Genomic DNA, 23864 nt, shown 5'->3' on the forward strand with positions numbered 1-23864 from the left:
CGGACGGCGTATCGGCGCATCAAGTCCACTACAGAAAAAGAGATCTGATTACACGTCAGCACGCCATGACACGGCATAAGAGCACCCCCTGTGACCTGATCGGAGTCAATCTGCCGGCTTTCCCCCATGTCCCGATATGACAGACATAAGAACCGGTCAGTACGTTCATCACGAGTCGGCTGGCCGGCCGATCCCCCGAGATCAGGAGAAGCGCGTGATGAATACCCGTCCCACCGTAGTCACCGCGGCCGTCGCGGTTGCCGCGGGCCTGGCCGTCACCGGTATCACCTACGCCTCGGCGTCCGCCTACGGGCCGACCCAGGCCGCCCCCGCGGTCCAGCAGGCAGCCGCCCCCATGATCCAGCAGGCGGCCGTCCCCGCCATGGCCCCCCTGGGCGGCGAATCCGGCAAGGGCAACGAAGGCCGGGGCAACGAAGGCCGGGGCTTCGAAGACCGAGGCTTCGGAGACCGGGGCTTCGAAGGCCGGATCCACATCAACGAGCGTTCCTACTCGGCCGCCCCGGGCGACTGCATCACCGTCGTGAGCGGCCTGGGCTCCCGCAGCCTGAACATCCGCAACGACAGCCGGAGGAGCGTCGAGGTCTTCCGCGGAGCCACCTGCGACAACGGCGCCCCCATCGCCACCGTCGGACCGCACAGCTCCAGCAACGGCGTGGTCCCCTGCCCCGTCGAGGACGGCATCTTCGTCGAAAACGGAGTGGTGGGCAGCTTCCGGGTCATCGGCCACCACTTCGGCGGACACGGCGGGAACGAAGGATTCGGCGGAAACAACGGATTCGGTGGACACGGCGGACGCTGACCCAACCGCCACCCCGGCACCACACAAGGACCCCGGCCCGCTGGAATCGGGCCGGGGTCCCTTTGCAGCATCCCACCCCGAACCCACGCTTTCACACCCGCCCGGGCACCCCATCGTAAAACCGGACAGCAACGCCCTGCCAGCCCAGCCCCACCACACCGACGCACTCGAAACGGCCCCGAAGAAGTCGGAGCGACCCTGCAGGCGTGCAGGTCACGGCGGGGTGACGACGCCGGCTGGGTACACGACCGCACGCAACCAAGCTCCGTCATGCCGGCGGCCTTCCCAAGCCTCCCAGCACGCAACGGAGCTTCGATGTGCCCTCACTCCTCCACCATCCGCCCGGCCAGATCGCCCGCTCATCAGCACCGCGCGACCGGCCGGCCGACCGGCCGCCGACGCGGCCGGCCCGCGGCACCGACACACCAAGCCTCACCCGTTCGTGGTCGACATCGTCCAGGTTTTCCCCAACCCCGACGCTCTCGAACGCCTCACCACCGCCGTCCTCATCGAGATGCACGACGAATGGACCGCCTTCCCCCGCCGCCACCTCCCCGAAGGCAGCATGGACAAGATCTGTCCCGACGAAGATCAACCCGGCGCCTTTACACCCCCCAGGGACATGACCAAGCCTCCCGCAGGCCCGCACGTCAGCTCGCCGTCCAGACTTCGGACGCTTTCAGGGGTTCCGCCGCCTCGAAGAACGGATGTCAACGGCGTCCTTGGCCGGCCAAGGGCCGCGACGTATGAGGCGTAGGCATCGACGCGTCGACCGAGTTCGCCGAGGAGGTCCACGCACCGCCGCTGCTGCCCGATCGTCGGATAGCGCACGGGAAGGTGGCCCAGAGCCGCAGAGCTCAGTGAGGGGGCCGCCGTGGCTGCGGCGCGGTGGGACATCCACTCGCGCGCGTGCCGAAGGCCCAGGTAGGCGTGGAGGTACAGAGGATCGATACCGGCATCCGCGCGCACCCGCAGACGCGTCACGTTCGAGCTGAGCAGCCATCCGGTCTGCGGGCCGGAGACCAGCGCGGGTTGTTGCTGCGCACCCGTGCGCACGCAGACGATGTCGTTCGGGAGCAGCTCGAACTTCTTGAAGCGCTCAGCCGTCCTCCACGACACGCGGTCCCGGGGTTCGTCCGCGATCTTCCCTCCGGCGAGGTCCTGCGGGAAGACGAGCGGAACACCGACGTCCGCTGTGCGTTCCCCCGCTGGAATGCGGGTGTACGACGGACCGGCCTGGATCTCGCACAGGTCCTCGAGAACTGCCTCGTTCCAGTCGCTGGGCCCCGGACCCGTGCGGTAGCCGCTGTTCGTTCCCACCGCCCGCTGCTCCGGCAGGCGAAGCATGTCCGTATTCCTTGCCGCCGCATCACTGGCTTCGCGCAGCTGGGCCGCAACGGGAGCAGCGCCGTAATTCCCGCCCCCCAGGTAATCGGCGGGGCGCAGCGAACACTCCTCGCCAAGGACTTCCGCACGTGCCGCGACGACAGCCGAGAAGCCCCGGTCGAGAGCACGCACCGCGTACTCCTCACCGTCCGGGCACTGCTCTCCGTCGAGCCACGGGCGGACCACAGCCGTGATCGCGTCGCGATCCGTGTCCCGCAGCACGCGCCGACGCCGGCCTTTCACCCCCAGCTCCTGGGCATCGACGAACAAGATGTCTTCTCGCACCGGATGCTCGGCGCGTCGCGGCACCCACGGAGGAAACCGGCACGGGTGTCGCGGAGAACAGATACGACGGCAGCGTGATGACGCATTCCACGGCCCCCCTGCGGACCAGGGCGCGGCGGATCCCGCGCTCGGCGATGTTCACCGAGTTGCCCGCCTTCACCGGCATGACCATCACTGCGCGACTGCCGGGTACCAGCGCACCGAGGACGTACTGCACCCAGGCGAAATCGTCATTGCCCTGGGGTGGTGGTCCGTACGGCCGGTCTCCCGTACGGCGCCCGGGGCCAGGCACGTCGCTCATATTGGACGGAGGGTTCGTCAGCACGACGTCAGCGCCGTGCTCGTGGTGCGGCGGCCATCGGCCGGACCGGGCGCTGGTCAGCTTCGGCCGCACGCCGAGGTGGAGAAGGTACGGACTCGCGACCGCCTGCAGCCGACCGTCGAGAGTCTCGCCGTACACGGTCCCGCGTGCGTCTCCGATGTGCCGGTACGCAGAGGACTCACCTCACCGTCACCCTGCCCGGCACCCAGGTGACGGAGCTCCGCAGGCTGGTGCGGGTCGCGTCCGTATCCCGTTCGCGTCGGAACGCCGACATGTGGGCCGAGCGGCCGTGCCGGGAACAGCCGGTCCGGGCGGCGCTGTTGCATCGACCGGGGCGCCGGCGCCGCGCGGGCGGGGGACACGGAGACCACGAGGTCGTCCGCCCCACCAGGATCCGGGCCCCGGAATCGCGGTACGCCCGCCGCGCTCCTTGGACCAAGACGTATCTCCGCAGGAGGACTGTTCCATGACTGACCGGCCCTTGACGCTCATGGCAGTACACGCCCACCCCGACGACGAGGCCACCGGAACCGGAGGGGTCCTCGCGCGGTACGCGGCGGAAGGCATCCGCACGGTTCTCGTGACGTGTACCGACGGCGGTTGCGGTGACGGGCCGGGGGGTGTCAAGCCGGGCGATCCCGGGCATGATCCGGCGGCCGTCGCCTTGCTGCGCCGTCAAGAACTCGAGGCGAGCTGTGCCGTCCTGAAGGTCAGCGAGCTGGAGACGCTGGACTACGCCGACTCCGGGATGATGGGCTGGCCGGGCAACGACGCCCCCGGATCCTTCTGGCGGACCCCCGTCGAGGAAGGCGCCGCCCGGCTTGCGGAACTCATGCGGCACTACCGACCCGACGTGGTCGTCACCTACGACGAGAACGGCTTCTACGGCCACCCCGACCACATCCAGGCCCACCGCATCACGATGGCGGCGCTGGAGATGACCACGCTGACACCGAAGGTGTACTGGACCACGATGCCCCGCTCGGGGATGCAGCGGTTCGGCGACATCATGCGCGAGTTCCATGAGGACGTGCCGGAGCCGGATCCTGCCGAGGCCGCCGCGATGGCCGAGATCGGCCTCCCCGACGACGAGATCACCACGTGGGTGGACACCGCCGCGTTCAGCGGTCAGAAGTTCGATGCGCTGGCCGCGCACTCCAGTCAGGGCGAGAACATCTTCTTCCTCAAGATGGGCAGGGAGAGGTTCGGTGAGTTGATGGGCACGGAGACCTTCGTACGGGTCAAGGACGCCACCGGCGCCGCCGTACCCGAGAACGATCTCTTCGCCGGACTGCGCTGATCCACCCGTCCGACCGGCGGCCGGGAAAGCCCATCGGCCGCCGACACCGCACGGCGCGATCGAGCGGGACACACGGAGTCGCCGTCCGTCGCGAGCTTTCCGGCGCGGTCGGTCTCGGTGACCGAGCTGTCACCCGTGACCTCGGCGACGAGCGGCGCCCCGTACGGCTCGTCGCCGCACCACGCGGTCGTCGTGACGTCGCGCCGACGCCGGCACCACTTCGAGCGTCGTGGGACTCGGACGTACTTCTCCGACAGCGCCTCCGCGCGACCCCAGCCGGGCCACTCGTCCGCAGCCGCAACGTCACATCGACAGCTGGTCCCCGTACGAGGCGGCCCGTGCGCGGTGTCTGGAGCTCGTGATCCCGACACTGCGGGCCGGGAGCTTCTTCCCTCTCCGTCCGGCCCACCGCGGACGCGGTCCGTGGCCCTCCCTCAGCGCATACGTCCCAGCACCTCCCGTACCCGCCGGGCGTCCCGGATCCGCTGCTCGTACGTCGCGCCCAGCACCAGCAGCAGCAGCCCGGCGAGCGCGGGAGGCAGCCAGCGGGGGAGCGCGCCCGCCAACGGCATCAGGTAGGGGGCGAGTTGGTGCAGCGCGTCCAGTAGGAGCACGCTCCCGCCGAGGACGAGCGGCGCCTGGAGCCGGTGGCGGGCACCCAGCAGGGTGAGGACGAGGGCCGCCGTGCCGAGCAGCAGGGGGCGCGGCCAGTCCGTGTCGGTCCACGCCGCAAGCAGGCTCGGCACGAGCGTCACCGAGAGCCCGGGACCGTAGGCCGTCCACGACGAGGCCTCGGGGTCCCGGCGGCGCCGGACGAAGCCCACGACCAGCGCCGGGACGGTCACCGGCAGGGTGTACGCCTCCGGGGTGCCCACGTCCCACGACCCGAGCCGCACCCAGGTGGCCAGCACGAACAGCGCGGCGGCCGCGTACCCGGCCGGCCGGCGGTCCGCGCGCACGGCGGTGCCCGCGGCGATCACCCCGCACAGGGCCAGTACGAGGGCCAGCACGGGTGCGTCGGTGACGGCCAGTCCGATGGCCAGGAGCCCCGCTACGGCGCCCGTGGCCTCGACCGGAACGGCGGCCCGCGGGACCCGCGCCGCGAGCAGGGCCGCGGCGGCCGGGACGATCAGGACCAGCAGCGCCGTGTGCGCGGGCGGCCGGCCCGCGGCGGCGCCCACCGCACACGCCAGGCCCGCCGCACCGGCCAGGGACGCGCTCGCGCAGACGGCGGTCAGACGCCGGTGCGCGGCGGCCACCGCGAAGATCCCCGTCAGCGCGGCGAGCACGGCCAGGGTCGCGCCCTGGGAGGCGAGCGAGAGGAGCACGAGGCCGGCCGCGGTGAGCAGGGAGAGGAGGACGGCGGTGCGGGACGTCGGCGTCCGGCGCGTGCAGGCCGCCACGGCCAGCGCCGCCACAGCCGTCAGACCCTGCGCGAACAGCCCTGCCGGGTAAGGCAGTTTCAATGTGACCGGGAGGATGAGCGCACTCGCCCAGACCAGGACCACGGCACCGGCCGCGGCCTGGTCGCGCCAGGCCGTGGTGGCGCGGGCCGTCCCGGCCAGAACCGCCGCGACGACCGCGAGCACCAGCGGCGCGGCCGCCGCGTCCGCCGGCCAGGGCGCCCAGACCGTCACCGCGGCGCGCAGGTCCGAGGGCGCCCCGGACCAGACCCGTCCCGTCCACCCGACCGGTCCCAGCAGCGCCACGACGACCAGGGGCAGTGCCCACACCACCGCCAGGGCCTGGACGGAGGCCGACGCCCGGGCGACACCGCGCCGCACGGGTTCGGGGAGCGGAGCGCGGACGGCCCACAGCAGCCCGACCCCGCAGGCCAGATAGCCGGGCACCGTCCACACCCCGGGCAGCGACGCGCGCGGGACGCCACCGAGCGCCGCGACCAGGAGCAACCCGCCGGTCACCGCGGCGCCAATGGCATGGCCCTGCTGCGGGACGCGCCATGCGGCGTACAGCGCGATCGCCGCCGCAAGGGCGAGCAGCGCCCCCGCACGGGCGGCGACGCTCAGGCCGTCGGCCTCCCAGGAGAGCACGCAGGCCGCCGCCACACCCCAGCCGCCCGTCCCGTACGCGCCGACGGCGGCGGCGATACGCAGGGACCTCGCGGACGTCCGGAGCGCGACGACCGTGTCGAACGCGGCCGTCAGCAACAGCGCGGCCGTGATCGCGTACGGACCCGCGCCGGCTGCCACCACCCCCAGCAGCAGGGGGAACTGGGCGGCGGCCAGCGCCGCGGGGAAGGGGATGCGCAGGGAGCCGAGTCCCCTGCCGTATCCCCACCACACCCCGGCCAGAAGCGCCGCCGCAACTGCTGCGTACCCCGTGCCGTCGGTGGCCGTCAGCGCGACCTCGTGCAGCGCGTACGCGTCGAGCACCGTCAGCGCCAGACCGAGGCCCGCCAGCGCCTCCGCCGTCGAGCGCAGCCCGCGCTTCAGCAGGGGCACGGGAGCGCCGAGCACCGCCACCGTCACCGTGGCCAGCACCGCGGACCGCCCGGCGATCCCCAGGTGCCCCCAGCTGACCAGGGTGAACGCGATCGCGGCGACGGTCAGCAGGACGCCACCGAGGACGAGGAGCACGTTCTGCACACGGGGCGCGGTGGTCTCGGGCCGCCGCGGTACCGGTGGAGCGGGCGGGAGGGCCGGCTGGAGGAGACCGATCAGCTGGGCACGGCGGGCCAGCAACTGGGCCCGGCGGGCGTCGAGTTGCCACAACTCCGCGTCGAGGGTCCGCAACTCCTCGGCCGGTGGTGGTAGGTGGGTCATGCCGTGGAGTGTGGCGCGCGCCATGCCGCGGAGCATGAGTGAGCGTACTCAGGTCCGTACTCAGGTCCCGCGCGGCGAAGGCCCCGGCCTGCGGGTTCGCCGCATGGACCGGGAGCACCACCGCTACCGCTTCCGCGGCGTGGGGACGCTGCCCGTACCGGCCGCCCGCGCGTACGCCGCGCTGGAGCGGGCTGAGAACCGTCCCCACTGCTGACCGCCGCCTTCGCCCGGCTGGGACCGGGAATCGGCGCATGCGCGAAAGTGCTCCCCGACGGGCTGTCCTGTCGAAGCCCCGGTTCAGTGGCCTGGGGCTTGTGCTCTGCCGGAGGTCCTCCACCGGTCTCCAGCCCGCCGGGTACACGCAGGCCGGACGTGTCGGCGATGGTGATCACTCGGCCGCTCCGGCATGCGGATCGGAGCCTGTCCCCGCGACGGTCCGCGTCGGTTCGTGCGGCGGAAGGGCGCCGGTTCACCTCGTGAGGGGGAGCGGAAGTGCGTCGGTGTACGCGTTCGCCGGCTTGGCGATCTTCTCCACGGAACGGGCGTCGAGCGCGGCGGGTGCGGAGTTCGTGCCCAGGGTTCCGCCGGGGTGCCAGGTGCCCGTGACGGCCACCCAGGTGTTGGCCGGCGGGGCCGGGGTGCGGTGGATCCGCACCTTCACGGACTGGGCGTCCGCCGCGCAGCAGGAGATGACGAGCCGGTTCAGGTACCAGCTGTCGCCCCGCTTGTCGGAGGTGACGAAACCGGTCAACCGGACCGTACGCCCGTCGATGGCCTGGGTGCGGTCCTGCTGCACGCGGCGGATGAAGTCCGAAAGGGTCATCGGAAGCGGCGAGGTCGCGGGCAGCGGGTCGAGGTCGTCCTCGTGCGTGATGGCCTTGGGCGGTTGGCGGGCGGCGGTGTACGCGCCGAGAGCGGGCGGAGCGTAGAACAGCAGGCTCAACGCCGGAAGGAACAGCAGCCACGCGGCACGAGGTGCGCCGGAGTGGCTGTGCCCGTGGCCGCTGTCGTCGTGGTCCGCGTGTTCGTCGTCCTCGCGCCGTCGCACGTAGGACACCGCGTCCGCCACGCCGAGCAGGATCAGCAGGACGCCGGAGGCGATGAGCAACGGGCGCATCCCCTCCTTGACGTACCGCAGGTACAGGTCGGTGAACAGGGACACGCGCAGCAGGCCGATGCCGCTGAGGACGAGCAGGGTCGTCTGGAGCGGACGTCTCACAGCAGTGCTCCTCCGATCAGCCCGCTGAACAGAACCGCCACGACCGCGGTGGCGGCGGAGAACCGGATCGCGAAGGCCCTGCCGAAGGTACCCGCCTGCAGGGCGATCAGCTTCATGTCGACCACCGGACCGACGACCATGAACGCCAGCTGCGCGACCGGCGAGAACCCGCTCAGCGAGGCCGCCACGAACGCGTCCGCCTCCGAGCACACCGCCAGCACGATCGCCAGCCCGGCCAGGAACAGCACCGACAGCCAGAGCGAACCGGAGAACGCGTCCAGCACGGAACGGGGCACCGTCACGTTGAACGTGGCCGCCGCCATCGCACCCACCACCAGGAAACCGCCCGCATGCAGGAAGTCGTGCTGGAAGCCGACCCGGAACTCCCGCCACCGGCTGCCACCCGCCTGATGCCCGCTGTGCCGCACGACCGGCTTCAGCCACTCGGCCCGCCCCAGCCACAACCACAGCCAGCCCATCACCCACGCCGTCCCCAGCGAGGCCAGCAACCGGGCGGCGACCATGGCCGGGCTCCCCGGGAAGGCCACCGCTGTGGCCGTCAGCACCACCGGGTTGATCGCGGGCGCCGACAGCAGGAACGCGAACGCGGCCGCGGGCGTGACGCCCCGCCCGATCAGACGGTTCGCCACCGGAACCGACGCGCACTCGCAGCCCGGCAGCACGACTCCCGCCGCACCGGCCACCGGCACGGCGAACACCGGCCGCCGCGGCAGCACACGGCTGAACACCCGTGCCGGCACGAACGCGTTGATGGCGCCGGACAGGGCCGTACCCAGCAGGAGGAAGGGCAGCGCCTGGACGGTCACGGCAAGACAGACGGTCCGCCACGCCTGCATCACAGGCGTCTCCAGCCACCGGCCCCCGAGGTAGAGCACCACGCCGGGAACGGTGGCCGCTCCCAGCAACAGAAGCGGCCAGAACCGGAGCCAGCCGGGAACGGCGTCGTCCCCCACCGCTCCGCCCGCCTCGGCGGCCTCGGCCTCCCCGGCCCGTTCTTCTGTTCCCTGCACGCCCACCCTGCCTGCCAGATGTTCCGATCAACATAACGGGCGCCGCCGCACACGGAATCCGAACGCGCCAAGCCCAGCGAGGACACACCCCGCCGTGTGGCCGGTGCGGGCAGGCTCGGCGGTTCCGTCTCACTTCAGTCGGCATACCAGGGCTTGCCCACTCCTCCTGAACGCCCGCTACGCTGAACCGACTTGGGCACGCCGACCGTGACCTGGCGGCACGTCCGGCCAGGTGTGGGCCGAGGTTGGTCCGCGTCGGCGGGCGGCGGGCGGCGGGCGGCGGGCGGCGGGCGGCGGCAGTCAACGCGGCACGAGATGCCCGAGCCCGGGTCGAGGCGTGGGTTCGGCCGGGACTCTCCATCTGCGGAAGGCAGTGATGGTGGACGGTGGTTGGGCGGGGTTGGTGGTTGCCGTCGTGGGCGTGGTGGGCACGCTGGGAGCGGCTTTGCTGACGCAGAACCGCGCAGATCGCACAAAACGCCTGGAACTGCAGGCCGCTGCGGAACAGCGACGAGAAGAACGCCGGCACGCCGAAGCGCTGCTGCAGACGGAGCAGGCTCAGGCACGCCGGCGCGAGAACCTCGAGCTGAGGCGCAGGTGCTACATCGGCCTGAACACCGCTTCCCGGCAATTCCTGACGGCGATGACCAACTACCTGCACGCGCTACGGCACGACGTCGACGAGGACGTCGACGCGTCGCTGGCACAACTGGAGACCAGCCGAGCTGCCTATCGGGACAGCTACTCGGAAGCCCAGATGATCGTTCCGCGCCCGGTGCTCGATGCGTCCAGCGTCGCCAAGACCCGGTTGAACACCGCATACGGAAAGATCAAGCAGCTCGGGCCCTCCCTGTCCGGACGTACGGCCGAGCTGCAAGCCCTGGAGGACGAGCTGCACCAAAAGGTCTGGCCCTACGTGGGGGAGCAGAAAGGTGCCATGCGAGCCGACTTGGGTATCGAATCCGACAATTAGCGCAGACATCGAGGGCGAGGCACCGAGCGGGTACGTCCCGGCCGTCTCCGCGACCGGGCCGGACGCGGCGGTGCGGGGGCTCCCCGCCGGCCGGGGCCGAACCGGCCATGACGCACACGGGTGGGGGTGGCCCGCGACCGCGCGGCACGTGGTGGCGGGAGGGAGCGATCACGGCGGTGGCGTTCGCGCTCTGTCTGCTCGGCGGGGAGCCACTCCCCTGCCCTGGTGCGTACGCACCACAGGCCGAACCACACCGGGGCTCGACCTGAAGTCCGGTGACCCGGGTGGCCGGGGATTCCGGTCCGCCGACCACGTCGGACTCACCTTCCGGCGCCCCGGGTGAGGGAGGTCGCCGGAGACGGCTCGAGAGCTGATTCCCAGCCGCACGCGCAGGGCCTCGCGGCCCCCGCGAGTCGGCACCACGTACGCGCAGGGCCCGGCTGCTCGCGGGCACCCGTGCCCACAGCGTGCCCGTACGAACGGACAACCACGGTCGGCGGCGGTGCGGCACACCCCTCCCCACCGCCTCGGAGGGACGACATCCGCGCAGGTCAAAGGCGTGGACCCCGTCCGGGAGCCGTCGCTTCCCCGGCTGAGAGCGCGAATGCGGTTCTCGTCACCCGCTCCGGAGAGCAACTCCAGGTCAGCGGCCTGGGGTGCGTTGTCGTCCAGCCCGGTCGAGGGCGGCGCCCCTTTACGTGCCCCAGGCCGGCGGCCGTCCTGGGCCGCCCGGATGACGGAACCCTTGCGCCCGCCAGGGAGCGGTCAGCGGTGCTCGGGGTTGTCCGCGTCCGGGCGGCAGCCGGCGTCCCACTGCGAGCGCTGGTTGCCGTGGGCGGGGACGCCTCCGGCGCGCTTCAGCAGGGCGGCGAGGTGCATCAGGTTCCAGGTCATGAAGGAGGTGTTGCGGTTGGTGAAGTCGTTCTCCGGGCCGCCCGAGTCCGGGTCGAGGTACGAGGGACCGGGGCCGGCCGCGCCGATCCAGCCGGCGTCCGCCTGGGGCGGGATCGTGTAGCCGAGGTGCTGGAGGCTGTAGAGGATGTTCATGGCGCAGTGCTTCACGCCGTCCTCGTTGCCGGTGATCAGACAGCCGCCGACGCGGCCGTAGTAGGCGTACTGGCCCTGGGAGTTGAGCAGCGAGGAGCAGGCGTAGAGACGCTCGACGACCTGCTTGGTGACGGAGCTGTTGTCGCCCAGCCAGATCGGGCCGGCGAGCACCAGGATGTCGGCGGCCATCACCTTCTCGTACAGCCCGGGCCAGGCGTCGGTGGCGAAGCCGTGCTCGGTCATGTCCGGGTAGACGCCGGGGGCGATGTCGTGGTCCACGGCGCGGATCAGGTCCGTGGTCACGCCGGCGGCGTCCATGACGGCCCGGCTCCTGTCGATCAGGCCCTGGGTGTGGCTGAGCTGCGGGGACGGTTTGAGGCTGCAGTTGACGTAGAGGGCGGTCAGGTCGTCGTAGCGGTACGGGGTGTCGGTGGAGGGTGAGGCCGTCATGGGTGACAGCCTCTCGCACGGTTTCCGGTTCGCCCCGGTTTGACGCACCCGCGTACGCCTTGCGGAGTCGTGGCGTACGGGCGCGCTCCCGTGGTGCGGCGCCGGTGCGGACCTAGCGTGGCCGTATGCGCGTACTGGTCACCGGCGGTGCCGGGTTCATCGGGTCCCATGTCGTCGCCGCGCTCCGGGAACGCGGACACGAGCCGCTCGTGTTCGACGTGCGGGAGGATCCCGGCGCCGACGTGCGGGACCCGGCAGCCGTCGGCCGTGCCCTGTCCGGTGTGGACGCCGTGTGCCACCAGGCCGCGAGGGTCGGGCTCGGCGACGGGGTCGCCGACGCGGCGGAGTACGTCTCGCGCAACGACCTGGGCACCGCCGTGCTGCTCGCCGCCATGGCGGAGGCCGGCGTCGGGCGCCTCGTGCTGGCCGGGTCGATGGTCGTCTACGGGGAGGGGCGGTACGCGTGCCCGCGGCACGGAGCCGTACGGCCCGGGCCGCGGGCCGTCGCCGACCTCGACGCGGGCCGGTTCGAGCCCGCCTGCCCGGTGTGCGGGGGCGACCTCTCCCCCGGCCTGGTCGGCGAGGACGCCCCGGCCGACCCCCGGAACGTGTACGCGGCGACCAAGCTCGCCCAGGAGCACCTGGCCGCCGCGTGGGCCCGCTGCACCGGCGGGTCGGCGGTGTCGCTGCGCTACCACAACGTGTACGGCCCCGGGATGCCCCGCGACACCCCGTATGCCGGTGTCGCCTCCTTCTTCCGCTCGGCGCTCGCCCGGGGTGAGGCACCGCGCGTGTTCGAGGACGGGCGGCAGCTGAGGGACTTCGTGCACGTCCGGGACGTGGCGGCGGCCAACGCGGTGGCGCTGGAGGCGGAGGCCGCCCGGGGCGTGCTCACGGCATACAACACCGGCAGCGGTGAACCGCACACCGTCGGCGAGACGGCACGGGCGCTGGCCGCCGCGTACGGCGGGCCCGAGCCGGTCGTCACCGGTGAGTACCGGCTCGGGGACGTACGGCACATCACCGCGGACTCGTCGCGGCTGCGGGCCGGGCTGGGGTGGAGGCCGGAGGTCGGTTTCGAGGAAGGCATGGCGGAGTTCGCGCGGGCCGGAGCGCGAAGGGCGTAGGACCGCGGTGGGCCGGTGGCGCCGCCCGCGCTCAGGGAGCGGCGGCGGAGGGCACCGCCTCGAAGCGGCACCCGCCGGGAGCATGGCGCGCGGTGGCCCGGCCCTGGTGCGCCTCGACGATCCCGCCCCGGTGCGCCTGAGCGATCCCCCGAACACCACCCTGACTCCGGAAACCCTCGTTCCGTACGGAGCGGAAGTCCGGTATGCCCGGTTCGCTTTCGTAGGGTGAGGCCGTGACGACGCCTCCTGCGGACGTCGACGTGGTGCTGCCCTGCCTGAACGAGGCCGAGGCCCTTCCCTGGGTGCTCGAACGGATCCCGCCGGGCTGGCGCGCGCTCGTCGTCGACAACGGTTCCACCGACGGCTCGGCCGAGGTCGCCCGCGCGTGCGGCGCGACCGTCGTGCACGAGCCGCTCCGGGGCTTCGGCGCCGCCTGCCACGCCGGGTTGACCGCCGCCACCGCCGACGTGGTGTGCTTCTGCGACGGCGACGCCTCCCTCGACCCGTCGCTCCTCGTCCCCTTCGTCCGCGAAGTCCGGGCCGGCGAGGCCGACCTGGTGCTCGGCCGACGGCGTCCGCGGGGCCGGGGCGCGTGGCCCGCGCACGCCCGCGCCGGCAATCTGGCGCTCGCACGGATGCTGCGCCGCCGCACCGGGCTGCGCCTGCACGACCTCGGACCCCTGCGCGCCGCGCGCCGCGCACCCCTGCTCGCCCTCGGCCTCACCGACCGGCGCAGCGGCTATCCGCTCCAGATGGTCGTCCGCGCGGCCGACGCCGGCTGGCGGATCGCCGAGCACGACGTGCCCTATCTGCCGCGCACCGGTGCCTCGAAGGTGACGGGCACCTGGCGCGGCACCTGGCAGGCCGTACGGGACATGAGCCGCGTGTTGAACGAACCCCCCGGGCGCGGGGAGCCCCCCGCGCCCGGAGGAGGAACCGTCCGTTGACCACGCTCCTCGTCATCGCCAAGGAGCCGCGGCCGGGCCGGGTCAAGACCCGGCTCACCCCGCCGTTCACGCCCGGTCAGGCGGCTCAGCTGGCCGAGGCGGCCCTCGCGGACACCCTGTACGCCGTGGCGGCCGCACCCGCCTCCCGGCGCGTCCTCGTCCTCGACGGCGCCCCCGGTCCCTGGCTGCCGCCCGGCTTCGACGTCGTACCGCAGTGCGCGGGCGGGCTGGACGAGCGGCTGGCGGACGCCTTCGCGCGCTGCGACGGTCCGGCGCTGCTCATCGGCATGGACACCCCGCAGGTGACGCCGGAGCTGCTCACCGTGGACTTCGCCGACTGCGACGCCCACTTCGGCCCGGCCGAGGACGGCGGTTTCTGGGCCCTCGGGCTGGCCCGCCCCGATCCCGCCCTGCTGCGGGGCGTGCCCATGTCGACCTCGGTGACGGGAGCGGTCCAGCGGGACCGGCTCCTCACCGCCGGCCTGCGGGTGCGCGACCTGCCGCCCCTGCGCGACGTCGACACCGCCGCCGACGCCCACGCCGTCGCCGCCCTGGCCCCGCACGGCCGCTTCGCCGCACGGCTGGCCCGATGCACTGCGGCCGCGGGACCGGATGCGCGGCCGGTCACGGGGTTCGGCTCGCCGCCGGCCACGGGGCCGGACTCCCCACCGGCCGGCCGACCGGACTCCCCACCGGACTCCTGACCCGCCGCGAAGTCGGCTCCGCCCCCGGCCGCACCCCGATGAGCGCCCCGCCCGCCAGCGCCCGAGCGGCCGCCGCCCCGCACGCCGACCGCGGCCCGCTGTTCCCGCACCGCGCCGACGTCCGGCTGCTGCCGCTGAAGAGGGAACGCCGACGCTCCGGGGCCGACGTGGTCGACCGGGACGTGCTGAGCTCCGGGACCGCCCCGGTGGACGTCGAGGAGCACCCCCCAGGTACAGGTCGTCGGCCTCACCGACGCCGGCGGAACCGACGCCCTCTCCCCCTGGGTGAGGCTCGGCACACGGGTGCTGCTCCGGTCCCCACAGGACTGGTCCGGCCGGTCAGTGGACGGCCGGCGGACGGCGCTGCGCCGCCCTGCGCAGTCGCCGCAGCCGCAGCGCCAGCAGCAGCGCCGAGCCGCCGAAGAGGACGGCGGTGAGCAGCAGCCAGCGGGGGAGGAACACGTCCACCGACAGCCCGGTGCCGAGCCGGTAGCGCCGCTCCACCCTGCCGCTGATCAGCGGGAACCACACCAGAAGGAGCAGCCCGGAAAGGGCCGCCGGTACGCGCACGTACAGCACCCACTCCCGGCGCCGGACCGCACCGAGCCCCCGTACGGCCGCCCGGTCCGCGGCCGTGTACAAGGGCAGCAGCACGAGGTCGTGCAGCAGCGCCACCCCCACGAACCACAGCGCCACGCCGAACCAGTCGTCCGCGAGCAGCCGCACCCCCGCGTAGGCGGCGAGCGCGAACGAGCAGGCGAGCAGCAGGAGTTGCAGGGGGCTGCCGATCGGAACGCGCGGAAGCCGCCGAAGTCGTGGCCGAAGCCGTAGCCGAAGCCGTGGAGGCATCACAGGTCTCCGAACGTCATCCGGGCCACCCACTTGGTGTTGAGCACACCGGGCGCGGCGGGCACGATGATCCGCGCCGGGTGGCCGTGGTCGAGGGACAACTCCTCGCCGTTGACGTACAGGGCGAGCAGGGAACGCGGGTCGGCCACCTGGTTGGCGCGCAGGGCGGCTTTCCGGAAGGCGCCGCTTCGCTGGAGGGACTCGACGAACACGTCCGGCGGATCGTCGTACCCGACGAGCGCCGCGAGATCGCGCAGCCGCACCCCGCGCCACCACTGGTCCGACGTCGACCAGCCCTCCACACAGGCGATGGGCAACGCCGCGCTGTACAGGGGGAGCCGGAGCAGCTCGTCCCGGCGGAGGCGGACGGTCCCCGTACGTCCCGTGACGACGAGCCGCCACGCGTCCCGGCCCGTCTCCGCCGCGTCGATCCCGGCGTACGCGGCGGTCTTGTTGATCTGGAAGCCGTTCGGGCCGCTGCCGGGATCGCCGCCGCCGTGCGGTGCGAGGAGGGCGGTGCGCCGCAGCGGACCGTCGAAGTTCTGCCCCACCGTGGTGGCGAACAGCAGCAGCGAGCCGCCCCCGACGCACCACAGGGCGCCCCGCCGGGAGACGGTCGGCTCGGCGGGGCGCGGGGACACCAGGTCGTCCCTCTCCTCCCGCAGGTGCCGCAGATTGCGCAGCGCCATGGGCATCCTCAGCAGCACGTGGACGACGAACGCGGCGAAGAACACCCACGCCCCGTAGAAGTGCAGCGTGTAGAAGGAGCCGGGGAAGACGTAGTCGAGCTGGATGTTGAGCACACCGGTCACGAACTGGAACAGTGCGCCGCCCACCAGGAGCAGCAGCGAGATCCGCTCCAGGGCGTGCGCGAGCGAGCGGGCCGGCGGCAGCGTGAACAGCCTCGGCACCACGGACCACAGCTTGGCGAGCAGGACGGGGATCAGGGTGATGCCGAGGGTGACGTGGACGCCCTGGTTGAGCCGGTACAGCCAGTGCGGGTCCGTCGGCCAGGCGAAGAGGTAGAAGCCGAGGATCCCCTTGCTCGGCGTCTTGTCGTTCACGGGCGACAGGTCGGGGTTGTAGGCGGCGTACGAGACCAGGCCCGTCACGAACAGCACGGTGATGCCGGCGAGCAGGACCAGGCCCAGCACCGAGGTGAACCGGGGACCGCGCAGGGGACTGCGCCAGAAACCGGGCGAGGAGGGAAGCCGTGGGGCGTCGGGGTCGCGCATGTCCCGACGGTAGGCCGGAACCATCCCGCGAAAGGCGTGCGACTCGGGACGAAACGCCGACATCGGGCCCGGTCGGCGGTCCGTGACCGGCCGCGCGGCCTAGCGTTCCGGTGTGAACCGCACCCCGCCCTCCGCCGAGCCCGGCGCAGCGCACTCCGGCGTGCCCCGCGGCCCGAGCCGTGACCTGTACGCGGCCGGGGCCGCCGTGCTGCTCGTGACGGCGGCCGTGCTGGTCGGCCGCCACATCCAGGGGACCAGCCGTACGCTGTTCGCCGACTGGCCCCCACTGCTGGCGTCCTGGGAACCCCACCTCGGCCCCGGCACTCCGGCGGCCGTCCTGGTGGCGATCACCACCGTGGCGTACGGCCCCGCCCTCGCGGCCCGTCTTCCCTGGCGGGCCCTGGTCCCCCTGACGTGGGGCACGGCCACGGCGTGGACCTCCTCCCTCGCCCTGGTCGACGGCTGGCAGCGGGGCATCGCCGGCCGGCTCACCACCCCCCACGAGTACCTCCAGGTCATCGACCGCTTCCACGACATCCCGGCGGCGCTGCGGGGCTTCACCCGGCACATCCTGCTCGGCTCCCCCGACCACTGGCCCGCCCACATCGCCGGCCACCCGCCCGCGGCCCCGCTCACCTTCGTCCTGCTCGACCGGATCGGGCTGCGGGGCGGGGGCTGGGCCGGGGTGTGGTGCATCACCGTCGGGGCGACGGCCTGCGCGGCCGTGCTGGTCACGGTCCGCGCCCTGGCCGACGAGGAACTCGCGCGACGGGCGGCGCCCTTCCTCGTCCTGGCCCCGGCCGCCGTGTGGATGGGCACCTCGGCCGACGCGTACTTCGCGGCGGTGGCCGCGTGGGCGGTGGCGCTGCTCGCCCTGGCGGTCACCGGACGGTCCCTGTGGCGGGCGGGGGCGTCCGGGCTGCTGTTCGGCCTGGCCTGCTACCTGTCGTACGGCCTCACGCTCGTCGCGCTGATCGCGGCGGCGGTCCTGGTGCTCGGCCGGCACGGGATCCGGGGACGCCCCGCCCTGCTGGTGCCCCTGCTCGCCGGACTGGCGGTGGTCCCGACGGCGTTCACGCTCGCCGGGTTCGACTGGTGGGAGGCGTACCGCCTGCTGGTCACGCGCTACCACCAGGGCGTGGGCGACATCCGCCCCTACGGCTACTGGGTGTGGGCCAACCTCGCCTGCACGGTGCTCGTCACGGGCCTGGCGACGGCGGCGGGCCTGCGGCGGACCGGTGCGGTGCTCGTCCGCCACCGCCGCGGCGCCCCCGGCCGGGCAGCCGAGGCCCGCCTCGCACTCCTCGTGTCCGCCGCCCTCCTCGCCCTGCTGGTCGCCGACCTGTCCGGCATGAGCAAGGCGGAGACGGAACGCATCTGGCTTCCCTTCGCACTGTGGCTGCTCCCGGCGTGCGCGTTCCTCGCCCTCCCCCGAGGTCCCGGCTCCTCCCCCAAGTCCTCGACTTCTCCCCCAAGTTCTCGACTTCTCCCCCAAGTTCTCGACTTCTCCCCCAAGTTCTCGACTTCGCTCGAGCAGGGGGGACCCCCGCGAGCAGGGGGGACCCCCACGAGCAGGGGGGACCCCCACGAACAGGGGGGACCCCCACGAACAGGAGGGGCCCCCGTCCGCGCCTGGCTCACCGCCCAGGCGCTGCTCGCCCTGCTCCTCAACCACCTGCTGCTCACCCGGTGGTGACCGCCTCCGAGGAGCCGGAAGCCCGAGGCCATGACGATCACCGTGACGGCCCGGGACGACTGTCGAGGCCGTGCCCCGTCCGTGCCCGTCAGGGCGGACAACCACGGTCGGCAGCGGTGCGACCAGACTCATGAAACAGCGGCAACGCAGGTCAGCGCTCATCCGGCCGTCCAAGCCCCGTCGCTTCCCGGGCCGAGGGTTCCGAAGCCGGCGTCACGGGCCGGACGCCGCGGTTGATTCCGGTCGACGGCACACGGCGGCAGCGCGGCCGAGGCCGGTGAGGGTGCGGTGGAGGCAGCCCGTATGCACGGCATCCCTCACCGGTCCCTGAGACAGCCGACGTACTCCACGCCCGGACCGGCCTCGATGACACCCGCAGCCACGCCGCGCAACTCCTCCAAACGCTGCACGATGCTCACCGGGAAGAGTGGCGTGGACAGGCCATCGCACCAGGAGTCCCGGGGGGGGTGTCGCACGACATGGCGGCACGGGGCAGGTGTACAGGGCCACGGGAGACGGGCCTTCGCTTCATCTCCAAGGGCCCGTCAGGTGGCGTCCGCAGTGAGCGTGTTGCGCCTTTAGGGGGAAACCGCCCCGGGATGCGGCGCGCCTCGCCCCGGAAAAAACTGTGGGCGTGGTGCTCTCTCCGGCTTTCTCCCGCTTGTGCGATCGAGGTTCCCGATGAATCCGAGTCATGCTGCCCGCCCACCCCACGGAACGGGGCACCGGCCTGCCCCGCCCGGCCCGAGCGGACACGGCAAGGCCTGCGCGCGGCGGGGGCGGATACGGCTGGTGCTGGCCTGCTCAACAGTGAGCATGCTGCTCACGGGCTGCTTCGCCGCCGGCCACACCGCAACCGGTGACCGGTCCGGACGCCCCCTGACGCAGAACCAGACACCCGTGACGCCGGTCAACAGCAAGCCGGCCCAAGCACCGCCGGGCCTCCCCGGCACGCGGACGCCGGCCCCGACGGATGTGGGCAACGCACTCACCCGTCTGCTCGAACCGATTCGAGCACAGAGCGGCACTCAGGTGTCGGTCGCCGTTCTGGAGCCCAGGACCGGCCGACGGACGGTGTACGGCTCACAGACACACGTCACCGCGAGCCTGGTGAAGGTGGACATCCTGGCGGCACTGCTGCTGCGTGCCCAGCACGAAAGACGGTCGCTCACCCCGTGGGAGACGTCCACCGCCGCCTCGATGATCCAGAGCAGCGACAACGACTCCGCGGGCGCCCTGTGGCGACGTATCGGCGGCGGCCCAGGACTCACTGACGCCAACAAGACCCTGGGGCTGACCTCCACCCAAGCAGGACCGGATGTCCACTGGGGCCTCACCCGCACCACCGCGGCAGACCAACTAACCCTGTTGAACGCCGTGTTCGCCGACACTTCACCGCTCAGCACATCCTCACGCCGGCTGATCCGGACCTTCATGGGGCACATCGACGCCGACCAGGACTGGGGAGTCTCCGCGGAAGGCAGCCGTTGGCAGCTCAAGAACGGCTGGCTGCAGCGCTCCCACTCGAAACGCTGGGTGATCAACAGCATGGGACGAGTAGAGGCACACGGGAGCACGTTCTACATCGTCGTCCTCTCGCACGGCAGCCCGAGCATGTCCCACGGCATCTCCACGGTGGAGCGAGCGGCGCGAACAGCCGTACACGCCCTGTACAGCACCGCCCCTCCTGCGCCCCCGATCATCCACTGACCGTCCAGGGGGGTGCGGGAATTCGCGGGGTCTGCCGCGGTACGGCGAACGCCGGGCACCCGGCACGGCGGCAGGATCAGCAGGCCTGCCACCTCCTGGGCGCGGGCGGCGACGACGCCGTGGGATCGAAGGTGCGCTGTATCGCTGACCTGTCTTGGCGCGTATGCAGGCATACACGATCGGTCAGGCGGCCCGGCTGCTCGGCGTGAGTGCGGACACCGCGCGACGGCGGGCGGACGCGGGCCGGGTGGCGACCCGTCGGGACGAGGGCGGCAAGCGGCTCATCGACGGGAAGGACCTCGCCGCCTTCTCCGTGGAACTCGCCCGGAGCGGGAGCGGCGAGGAGGACGTGTCCTGCACATCGGTCCGCACCGGCTGGTGTCACTGCTGACGCGGGAGGCCGTGGAGGAACTGGCACTGGAGGTGGGGGTGGAAGCCACCGCCCGGGTGAAGTCCACGAACGTGCACATCGACCGCGTCTGAGCGAAGCCTCCCCGGCCCACCTGCCCACCGAGTCGGACGCTCTGCGTCCATTCGACGAGGGATACGGCGGGGCCGGGGACGTGGTGGAGCAGACCCGCGCCGAAGACGCTGTCCACCGTGCCGTCGGCTGCGCGGGACTGACTCACGGGCTACCACCGCACCCGGCCACCCTTCCCCTGTAAACGCACATGCCAAGCCAGGTGATGAAGTGCCCGGCTCATGCAAAGCGACAAGAGGCTTTCGCCTGGCATTTGCGGCATTATCATCCACGTGTGCACAGCTACCGGATCGGGGACGCGGCCGCCCTGCTCGGCGTCAGCGCCAGCGCCAGCGCCGTGAGGCGTCCGGCCGACGGCGGAGCACCCGCCGTCGCACGCGACGGGACGGGTCACCGGATCCTCACCGGCGCGGCCCCCGCGGCGTACGTCCGGCAGCAGCACCCCGCCGAGCGGGAGTCCGCCGGTTCCCCCGCCCGCAACCGGTTCACCGGCATCGTCACCGAGGTGCTCCTCGACGACGTGTCGGCCCGGGTGGTGGCGCCGGTCAGCCGCGAACCGGTGGAGGAACTCGGGCTGGAGCCCGGTGTTCCGGCAGCCGCCGTGATCAAGTCGACCGACGTGGTCGTCGAGAGACCGTGGACAAGTCCGTTCAGGACATGAGGAAGTGGGACCCGTGATGATCCGTTCCGCGCGCCGGACCCGCCGGATGCTTCAGGTGACCGGCGCGGGCGCCGCCGCCCTGCTGGCCCTGAGCGCCTGCTCGTCGTCCGGCTCGGACTCCGGCGGGAAGCCCGAGAGCTCCGCCGCGGCCGGCGGTGCGGACAAGGTGTCCGGGACCGTGAACGTCTTCGCCGCGGCCTCGCTGACCGAGAGCTTCACCAGGATCGGAGAGGCGTTCGAGAAGGAGCACCCCGGCACGAAGGTCGTCTTCAACTTCGGCGGCAGTGACTCACTCGCCGCGGGCCTCACCAGCGGGGCCCCGGCCGACGTGTTCGCCTCGGCCAGCCCGAAGACGATGCAGGTGGTCACGGACGCCGGGGACGCCGCCGGAACCCCTGCCACCTTCGTCCGCAACCAGCTGGAGATCGCCACCCTGCCCGGCAACCCGGACAGGATCTCCTCCCTCAAGGACCTCACCGGGGACGATCTGAAGGTCGTGCTGTGCGACAAGGCGGTGCCGTGCGGCGCCGCGGCCCAGAAGGCGCTGACCGCGGCCGGTCTCGAGCTCACCCCGGTCTCCTACGAGGAGGACGTCAAGGCCGCCCTGAACAAGGTGGTGCTCAAGGAGGCCGACGCCGCCGTCGTCTACAGGACCGATGTGAAGGCGGCCGGTGAGAAGGTGGAGGGCGTGGAGTTCCCCGAGTCGGCCGAGGCCGTCAACGACTACCCGATCACCCTGCTCAAGGACGCACCGAACGGCGAGGCCGGCAAGGCGTTCATCGCACTGGTGCAGTCCGCCGCGGGCCAGAAGGTCCTGACCGAGGCCGGGTTCACCGCGCCGTGACCTCGCCGCGCAAGGCCGGTGCGGTGGCCCGACTCCGCACGGGCGGGCCGCGGCGCCGTCCTCGGGCAGGTGCGCAGGTCCGGGGTGGTGTTCCCCTGCCGCTGCTCGTGCCCGCACTGATCGGGCTGGCGTTCCTGCTCGTCCCCCTGATCGCCCTGCTGATCAGGGCCCCCTGGCCGAGCATGCCCGAGCTGCTGGCCAGTACCGCGGTGTGGCAGGCCCTGCGGCTGTCCCTCGTCTGCGCCACGGCGGCGACCGTGGTGAGCATGCTGTTCGGCGTACCGCTGGCCTGGCTGCTGGCCCGGGTCGAGTTCCCCGGACGCGGTCTCGTACGGGCCCTGGTGACGCTGCCGTTGGTGCTGCCGCCGGTGGTGGGCGGTGTCGCCCTGCTGATGGCGCTGGGCCGCAACGGGGTCGTGGGGCAGTGGCTGGACTCCTGGTTCGGGATCACCCTGCCGTTCACCACCGCGGGCGTCGTCGTGGCCGAGGCGTTCGTGGCGATGCCGTTCCTGGTCATCAGCGTCGAAGGCACCCTGCGGGCCGCCGACCCCCGCTTCGAGGAGGCGGCGGCCACCCTGGGCGCCTCCCGCTTCACCGCGTTCCGCCGGGTCACGCTGCCGCTGATCGCGCCCGGCATCGCGGCCGGTGCCGTCCTGGCCTGGGCACGGGCGCTCGGCGAGTTCGGTGCGACGATCACCTTCGCCGGCAACTTCCCCGGCCGTACCCAGACCATGCCGCTGGCCGTCTACCTCGCCCTGCAGAACGACCCGGAGGCGGCCATCGCCCTCAGCCTGGTCCTGCTCGCCGTCTCCATCGCCGTACTGGCCGGACTGCGCGACCGCTGGATGACCGCCTCATGACCGGCACCGAGAAGACGACCGCGCACCCTGCCACGGGTACCGTCGCCCAGGGACTCGACGCGCGGCTCGTCGTCGAGCGCGGCGCCTTCCGCCTCGACGTGGCACTGACCGCGGCCCCCGGCGACGTGGTCGCCCTGCTCGGACCCAACGGCGCCGGCAAGACGACCGCCCTGCGGGCCCTGGCCGGTCTCGTCCCGCTCACCGGCGGACACCTCAGGCTCGACGGCCGGGAGCTGGAGCGGACACCGCCGGAAGCCCGTCCGGTCGGGGTCGTCTTCCAGGACTACCTGCTCTTCCCCCACCTGTCCGCGCTGGACAACGTGGCCTTCGGCCCGCGCTGCCGGGGCGCGAGCAAGGCACAGGCCCGCGCCCAGGCCGCCGAGTGGCTGGACCGCATGGACCTCACCGACCACGCCGCCGTCAAGCCCCGCCGGCTCTCCGGTGGCCAGGCCCAGCGCGTCGCCCTCGCCCGCGCCCTGGCCACCCGCCCCCGGCTGCTGCTCCTCGACGAACCGCTCGCCGCCCTCGACGCCCGCACCCGCCTCGACGTCCGCGCCCAGCTCCGACGCCACCTGGCCGGCTTCGAGGCCGTCGCCGTACTCGTCACCCATGACCCGCTGGACGCCATGGTCCTCGCCGACCGCCTCGTCGTCGTCGAGAACGGACACGTCGTCCAGGAAGGCACCCCCGCCCACATCTCCCGCCACCCGCGCACCGACTACATCGCCCACCTGGTCGGCCTCAACCTCTACCGGGGCCAGGCACGGGGACACACCGTCCGCCTCGACGACGGGCCCCCCGTCGCCACGTCCGAGAGCCTCACCGGACCGGTCTTCGTCGCCTTCCCGCCCAGCGCGGTGACCCTGCACCGGGAGCGTCCCACCGGCTCCAGCGCCCGCAACGTCTGGCGCTGCGAGGTGGCCGGACTGGAGACCCACGGCGACCAGATCCGCGCCGACCTCACCGGCGAACTCCCGCTGGCGGCCGACCTGACCGCGGTCGCCGCCGCCGAACTCGACCTGCACCACGGCGCCACCGTCTGGGCCACGGTGAAGGCCACCCAGACCCACGCCTACCACGCCTGACGCATCGGGCCGAGCGGGAGCCCGGAACACGTCAGCACGCACCGGCGAG

At 72.7% G+C, this 23864-nt stretch carries 20 protein-coding genes and 3 pseudogenes; 15 read left to right on the top strand and 8 right to left on the bottom strand.

Annotated elements, in window-relative coordinates; genetic code table 11:
- The first annotated feature begins 217 nt into the window (after window positions 1–217).
- Window positions 218–820, top strand: coding sequence for a hypothetical protein (locus ACTWJ9_RS15655; protein ID WP_279334847.1), 603 nt, complete (start codon window positions 218–220; stop codon window positions 818–820).
- 448 nt (window positions 821–1268) lie between these two features.
- Window positions 1269–1409: pseudogene (locus ACTWJ9_RS15660) on the top strand (IS256 family transposase); the annotation flags it as partial.
- A gap of 2 nt (window positions 1410–1411) precedes the next feature.
- Here the strand turns inward: ACTWJ9_RS15660 and ACTWJ9_RS15665 are convergent.
- Both ACTWJ9_RS15665 and ACTWJ9_RS15670 read right to left on the bottom strand, forming a co-directional pair.
- Window positions 1412–2476, bottom strand: coding sequence for a restriction endonuclease subunit S (locus ACTWJ9_RS15665; protein WP_279334848.1), 1065 nt, complete (start codon window positions 2474–2476; stop codon window positions 1412–1414).
- Between the two features lie 58 nt (window positions 2477–2534).
- Window positions 2535–2951 (bottom strand): annotated as a pseudogene (locus tag ACTWJ9_RS15670) (N-6 DNA methylase); the annotation flags it as partial.
- A gap of 328 nt (window positions 2952–3279) precedes the next feature.
- Here ACTWJ9_RS15670 and ACTWJ9_RS15675 point away from each other — a divergent pair.
- Entirely contained in the window at window positions 3280–4113 is an 834-nt protein-coding gene (locus tag ACTWJ9_RS15675; RefSeq protein ID WP_279334849.1) for a PIG-L family deacetylase, read from the top strand.
- Window positions 4114–4547: 434 nt separating this feature from the next.
- On the opposite strand, the gene ACTWJ9_RS15680 is transcribed toward ACTWJ9_RS15675, so the two are convergent.
- Entirely contained in the window at window positions 4548–6932 is a 2385-nt protein-coding gene (locus ACTWJ9_RS15680) for an SCO7613 C-terminal domain-containing membrane protein (protein ID WP_423836099.1), read from the bottom strand.
- Between ACTWJ9_RS15680 and ACTWJ9_RS15685 the strand changes: the two genes are divergently transcribed.
- On the top strand, window positions 6931–7110 hold the full coding sequence (locus ACTWJ9_RS15685; protein WP_279334851.1) for a hypothetical protein: 180 nt from the start codon (window positions 6931–6933) through the stop codon (window positions 7108–7110). The two genes, ACTWJ9_RS15680 and ACTWJ9_RS15685, sit on opposite strands and share 2 nt — an antisense overlap.
- A 255-nt stretch (window positions 7111–7365) precedes the next feature.
- Here ACTWJ9_RS15685 and ACTWJ9_RS15690 read toward each other — a convergent pair whose 3' ends face one another.
- On the bottom strand, window positions 7366–8115 hold the full coding sequence (locus ACTWJ9_RS15690) for a TIGR03943 family putative permease subunit (protein WP_279334852.1): 750 nt from the start codon (window positions 8113–8115) through the stop codon (window positions 7366–7368).
- The gene (locus ACTWJ9_RS15695; protein WP_387039021.1) at window positions 8112–9146 is read right to left on the bottom strand and encodes a permease; all 1035 of its coding nucleotides are present in this window, start codon (window positions 9144–9146) and stop codon (window positions 8112–8114) included. The genes ACTWJ9_RS15690 and ACTWJ9_RS15695 overlap by 4 nt, the downstream gene beginning before the upstream one ends.
- A gap of 376 nt (window positions 9147–9522) precedes the next feature.
- Between ACTWJ9_RS15695 and ACTWJ9_RS15700 the strand changes: the two genes are divergently transcribed.
- A complete protein-coding gene (locus ACTWJ9_RS15700; RefSeq protein ID WP_387039023.1) occupies window positions 9523–10119 on the top strand; it encodes a hypothetical protein in 597 nt (198 codons plus the stop codon).
- A 765-nt stretch (window positions 10120–10884) separates the two neighbouring features.
- Here ACTWJ9_RS15700 and ACTWJ9_RS15705 read toward each other — a convergent pair.
- The gene (locus tag ACTWJ9_RS15705; RefSeq protein ID WP_443294333.1) at window positions 10885–11616 is read right to left on the bottom strand and encodes a flavodoxin family protein; all 732 of its coding nucleotides are present in this window, start codon (window positions 11614–11616) and stop codon (window positions 10885–10887) included.
- 125 nt (window positions 11617–11741) lie between these two features.
- On the opposite strand from ACTWJ9_RS15705, the gene ACTWJ9_RS15710 reads away from it, so the two are divergent.
- The 3 genes from ACTWJ9_RS15710 (at window position 11742) to ACTWJ9_RS15720 (ending at window position 14394) form a co-directional block, all read left to right on the top strand.
- Window positions 11742–12743 (top strand): NAD-dependent epimerase/dehydratase family protein, encoded by a 1002-nt coding sequence (locus ACTWJ9_RS15710; protein ID WP_279334855.1) that lies wholly within the window; start codon window positions 11742–11744, stop codon window positions 12741–12743.
- A gap of 233 nt (window positions 12744–12976) precedes the next feature.
- A complete protein-coding gene (locus ACTWJ9_RS15715; protein WP_279334856.1) occupies window positions 12977–13690 on the top strand; it encodes a glycosyltransferase family 2 protein in 714 nt (237 codons plus the stop codon).
- Window positions 13687–14394: a TIGR04282 family arsenosugar biosynthesis glycosyltransferase gene (locus ACTWJ9_RS15720; RefSeq protein WP_443294334.1), complete on the top strand. Its 708-nt coding sequence runs from the start codon at window positions 13687–13689 to the stop codon at window positions 14392–14394. Before ACTWJ9_RS15715 ends, ACTWJ9_RS15720 begins: the two co-directional genes overlap by 4 nt.
- A gap of 339 nt (window positions 14395–14733) precedes the next feature.
- Here the strand turns inward: ACTWJ9_RS15720 and ACTWJ9_RS15725 are convergent, their stop codons facing one another.
- Both ACTWJ9_RS15725 and ACTWJ9_RS15730 read right to left on the bottom strand, forming a co-directional pair.
- Window positions 14734–15243: a hypothetical protein gene (locus ACTWJ9_RS15725; RefSeq protein WP_279334858.1), complete on the bottom strand. Its 510-nt coding sequence runs from the start codon at window positions 15241–15243 to the stop codon at window positions 14734–14736.
- Window positions 15243–16478 carry a molybdopterin-dependent oxidoreductase gene (locus ACTWJ9_RS15730; protein ID WP_443294335.1) on the bottom strand — a complete coding sequence of 412 codons (1236 nt, stop codon included), beginning with the start codon at window positions 16476–16478 and terminating at the stop codon, window positions 15243–15245. Before ACTWJ9_RS15730 ends, ACTWJ9_RS15725 begins: the two co-directional genes overlap by 1 nt.
- Before the next feature lie 112 nt (window positions 16479–16590).
- Here ACTWJ9_RS15730 and ACTWJ9_RS15735 point away from each other — a divergent pair, with 112 nt between their 5' ends.
- The 7 genes and pseudogenes from ACTWJ9_RS15735 (at window position 16591) to ACTWJ9_RS15765 (ending at window position 23815) form a co-directional block, all read left to right on the top strand.
- A complete protein-coding gene (locus ACTWJ9_RS15735) occupies window positions 16591–18174 on the top strand; it encodes a hypothetical protein (RefSeq protein WP_443294336.1) in 1584 nt (527 codons plus the stop codon).
- An 816-nt stretch (window positions 18175–18990) separates the two neighbouring features.
- The gene (locus ACTWJ9_RS15740) at window positions 18991–19884 is read left to right on the top strand and encodes a serine hydrolase (protein ID WP_387040169.1); all 894 of its coding nucleotides are present in this window, start codon (window positions 18991–18993) and stop codon (window positions 19882–19884) included.
- 163 nt (window positions 19885–20047) lie between these two features.
- A pseudogene (locus ACTWJ9_RS15745) lies at window positions 20048–20367 on the top strand (TOBE domain-containing protein).
- A gap of 272 nt (window positions 20368–20639) precedes the next feature.
- Window positions 20640–21026, top strand: coding sequence for a TOBE domain-containing protein (locus tag ACTWJ9_RS15750; protein ID WP_443294337.1), 387 nt, complete (start codon window positions 20640–20642; stop codon window positions 21024–21026).
- Between the two features lie 16 nt (window positions 21027–21042).
- Window positions 21043–21870: a molybdate ABC transporter substrate-binding protein gene (gene modA, locus ACTWJ9_RS15755; protein ID WP_443294338.1), complete on the top strand. Its 828-nt coding sequence runs from the start codon at window positions 21043–21045 to the stop codon at window positions 21868–21870.
- Complete coding sequence (gene modB / locus ACTWJ9_RS15760) at window positions 21867–22730, top strand: molybdate ABC transporter permease subunit (protein WP_279334861.1); 864 nt, start codon at window positions 21867–21869, stop codon at window positions 22728–22730. The genes modA and modB overlap by 4 nt, the downstream gene beginning before the upstream one ends.
- Window positions 22727–23815: an ABC transporter ATP-binding protein gene (locus ACTWJ9_RS15765; RefSeq protein ID WP_387040165.1), complete on the top strand. Its 1089-nt coding sequence runs from the start codon at window positions 22727–22729 to the stop codon at window positions 23813–23815. The genes modB and ACTWJ9_RS15765 overlap by 4 nt, the downstream gene beginning before the upstream one ends.
- The last annotated feature ends 49 nt before the right edge of the window (window positions 23816–23864 follow it).

Origin of the sequence: Streptomyces sp. GDS52 (assembly GCF_052246875.1) — a bacterium.
In the GTDB taxonomy this organism is placed as follows: domain Bacteria; phylum Actinomycetota; class Actinomycetes; order Streptomycetales; family Streptomycetaceae; genus Streptomyces; species Streptomyces cathayae.

Bases quoted from the DNA above. Each gene is read 5' to 3' on its own strand.
- ACTWJ9_RS15655 (WP_279334847.1), top strand. From the start codon at position 218: ATGAATACCCGTCCCACCGTAGTCACCGCGGCCGTCGCGGTTGCCGCG.
- ACTWJ9_RS15730 (WP_443294335.1), bottom strand. From the start codon at position 16,478: ATGCGCGACCCCGACGCCCCACGGCTTCCCTCCTCGCCCGGTTTCTGG.
- ACTWJ9_RS15705 (WP_443294333.1), bottom strand. From the start codon at position 11,616: ATGACGGCCTCACCCTCCACCGACACCCCGTACCGCTACGACGACCTG.
- ACTWJ9_RS15710 (WP_279334855.1), top strand. From the start codon at position 11,742: ATGCGCGTACTGGTCACCGGCGGTGCCGGGTTCATCGGGTCCCATGTC.
- ACTWJ9_RS15675 (WP_279334849.1), top strand. From the start codon at position 3,280: ATGACTGACCGGCCCTTGACGCTCATGGCAGTACACGCCCACCCCGAC.
- ACTWJ9_RS15725 (WP_279334858.1), bottom strand. From the start codon at position 15,243: ATGCCTCCACGGCTTCGGCTACGGCTTCGGCCACGACTTCGGCGGCTT.
- ACTWJ9_RS15700 (WP_387039023.1), top strand. From the start codon at position 9,523: ATGGTGGACGGTGGTTGGGCGGGGTTGGTGGTTGCCGTCGTGGGCGTG.
- ACTWJ9_RS15680 (WP_423836099.1), bottom strand. From the start codon at position 6,932: ATGCTCCGCGGCATGGCGCGCGCCACACTCCACGGCATGACCCACCTA.
- ACTWJ9_RS15765 (WP_387040165.1), top strand. From the start codon at position 22,727: ATGACCGGCACCGAGAAGACGACCGCGCACCCTGCCACGGGTACCGTC.
- modA (WP_443294338.1), top strand. From the start codon at position 21,043: ATGATCCGTTCCGCGCGCCGGACCCGCCGGATGCTTCAGGTGACCGGC.
- ACTWJ9_RS15685 (WP_279334851.1), top strand. From the start codon at position 6,931: ATGAGTGAGCGTACTCAGGTCCGTACTCAGGTCCCGCGCGGCGAAGGC.
- ACTWJ9_RS15740 (WP_387040169.1), top strand. From the start codon at position 18,991: ATGCTGCTCACGGGCTGCTTCGCCGCCGGCCACACCGCAACCGGTGAC.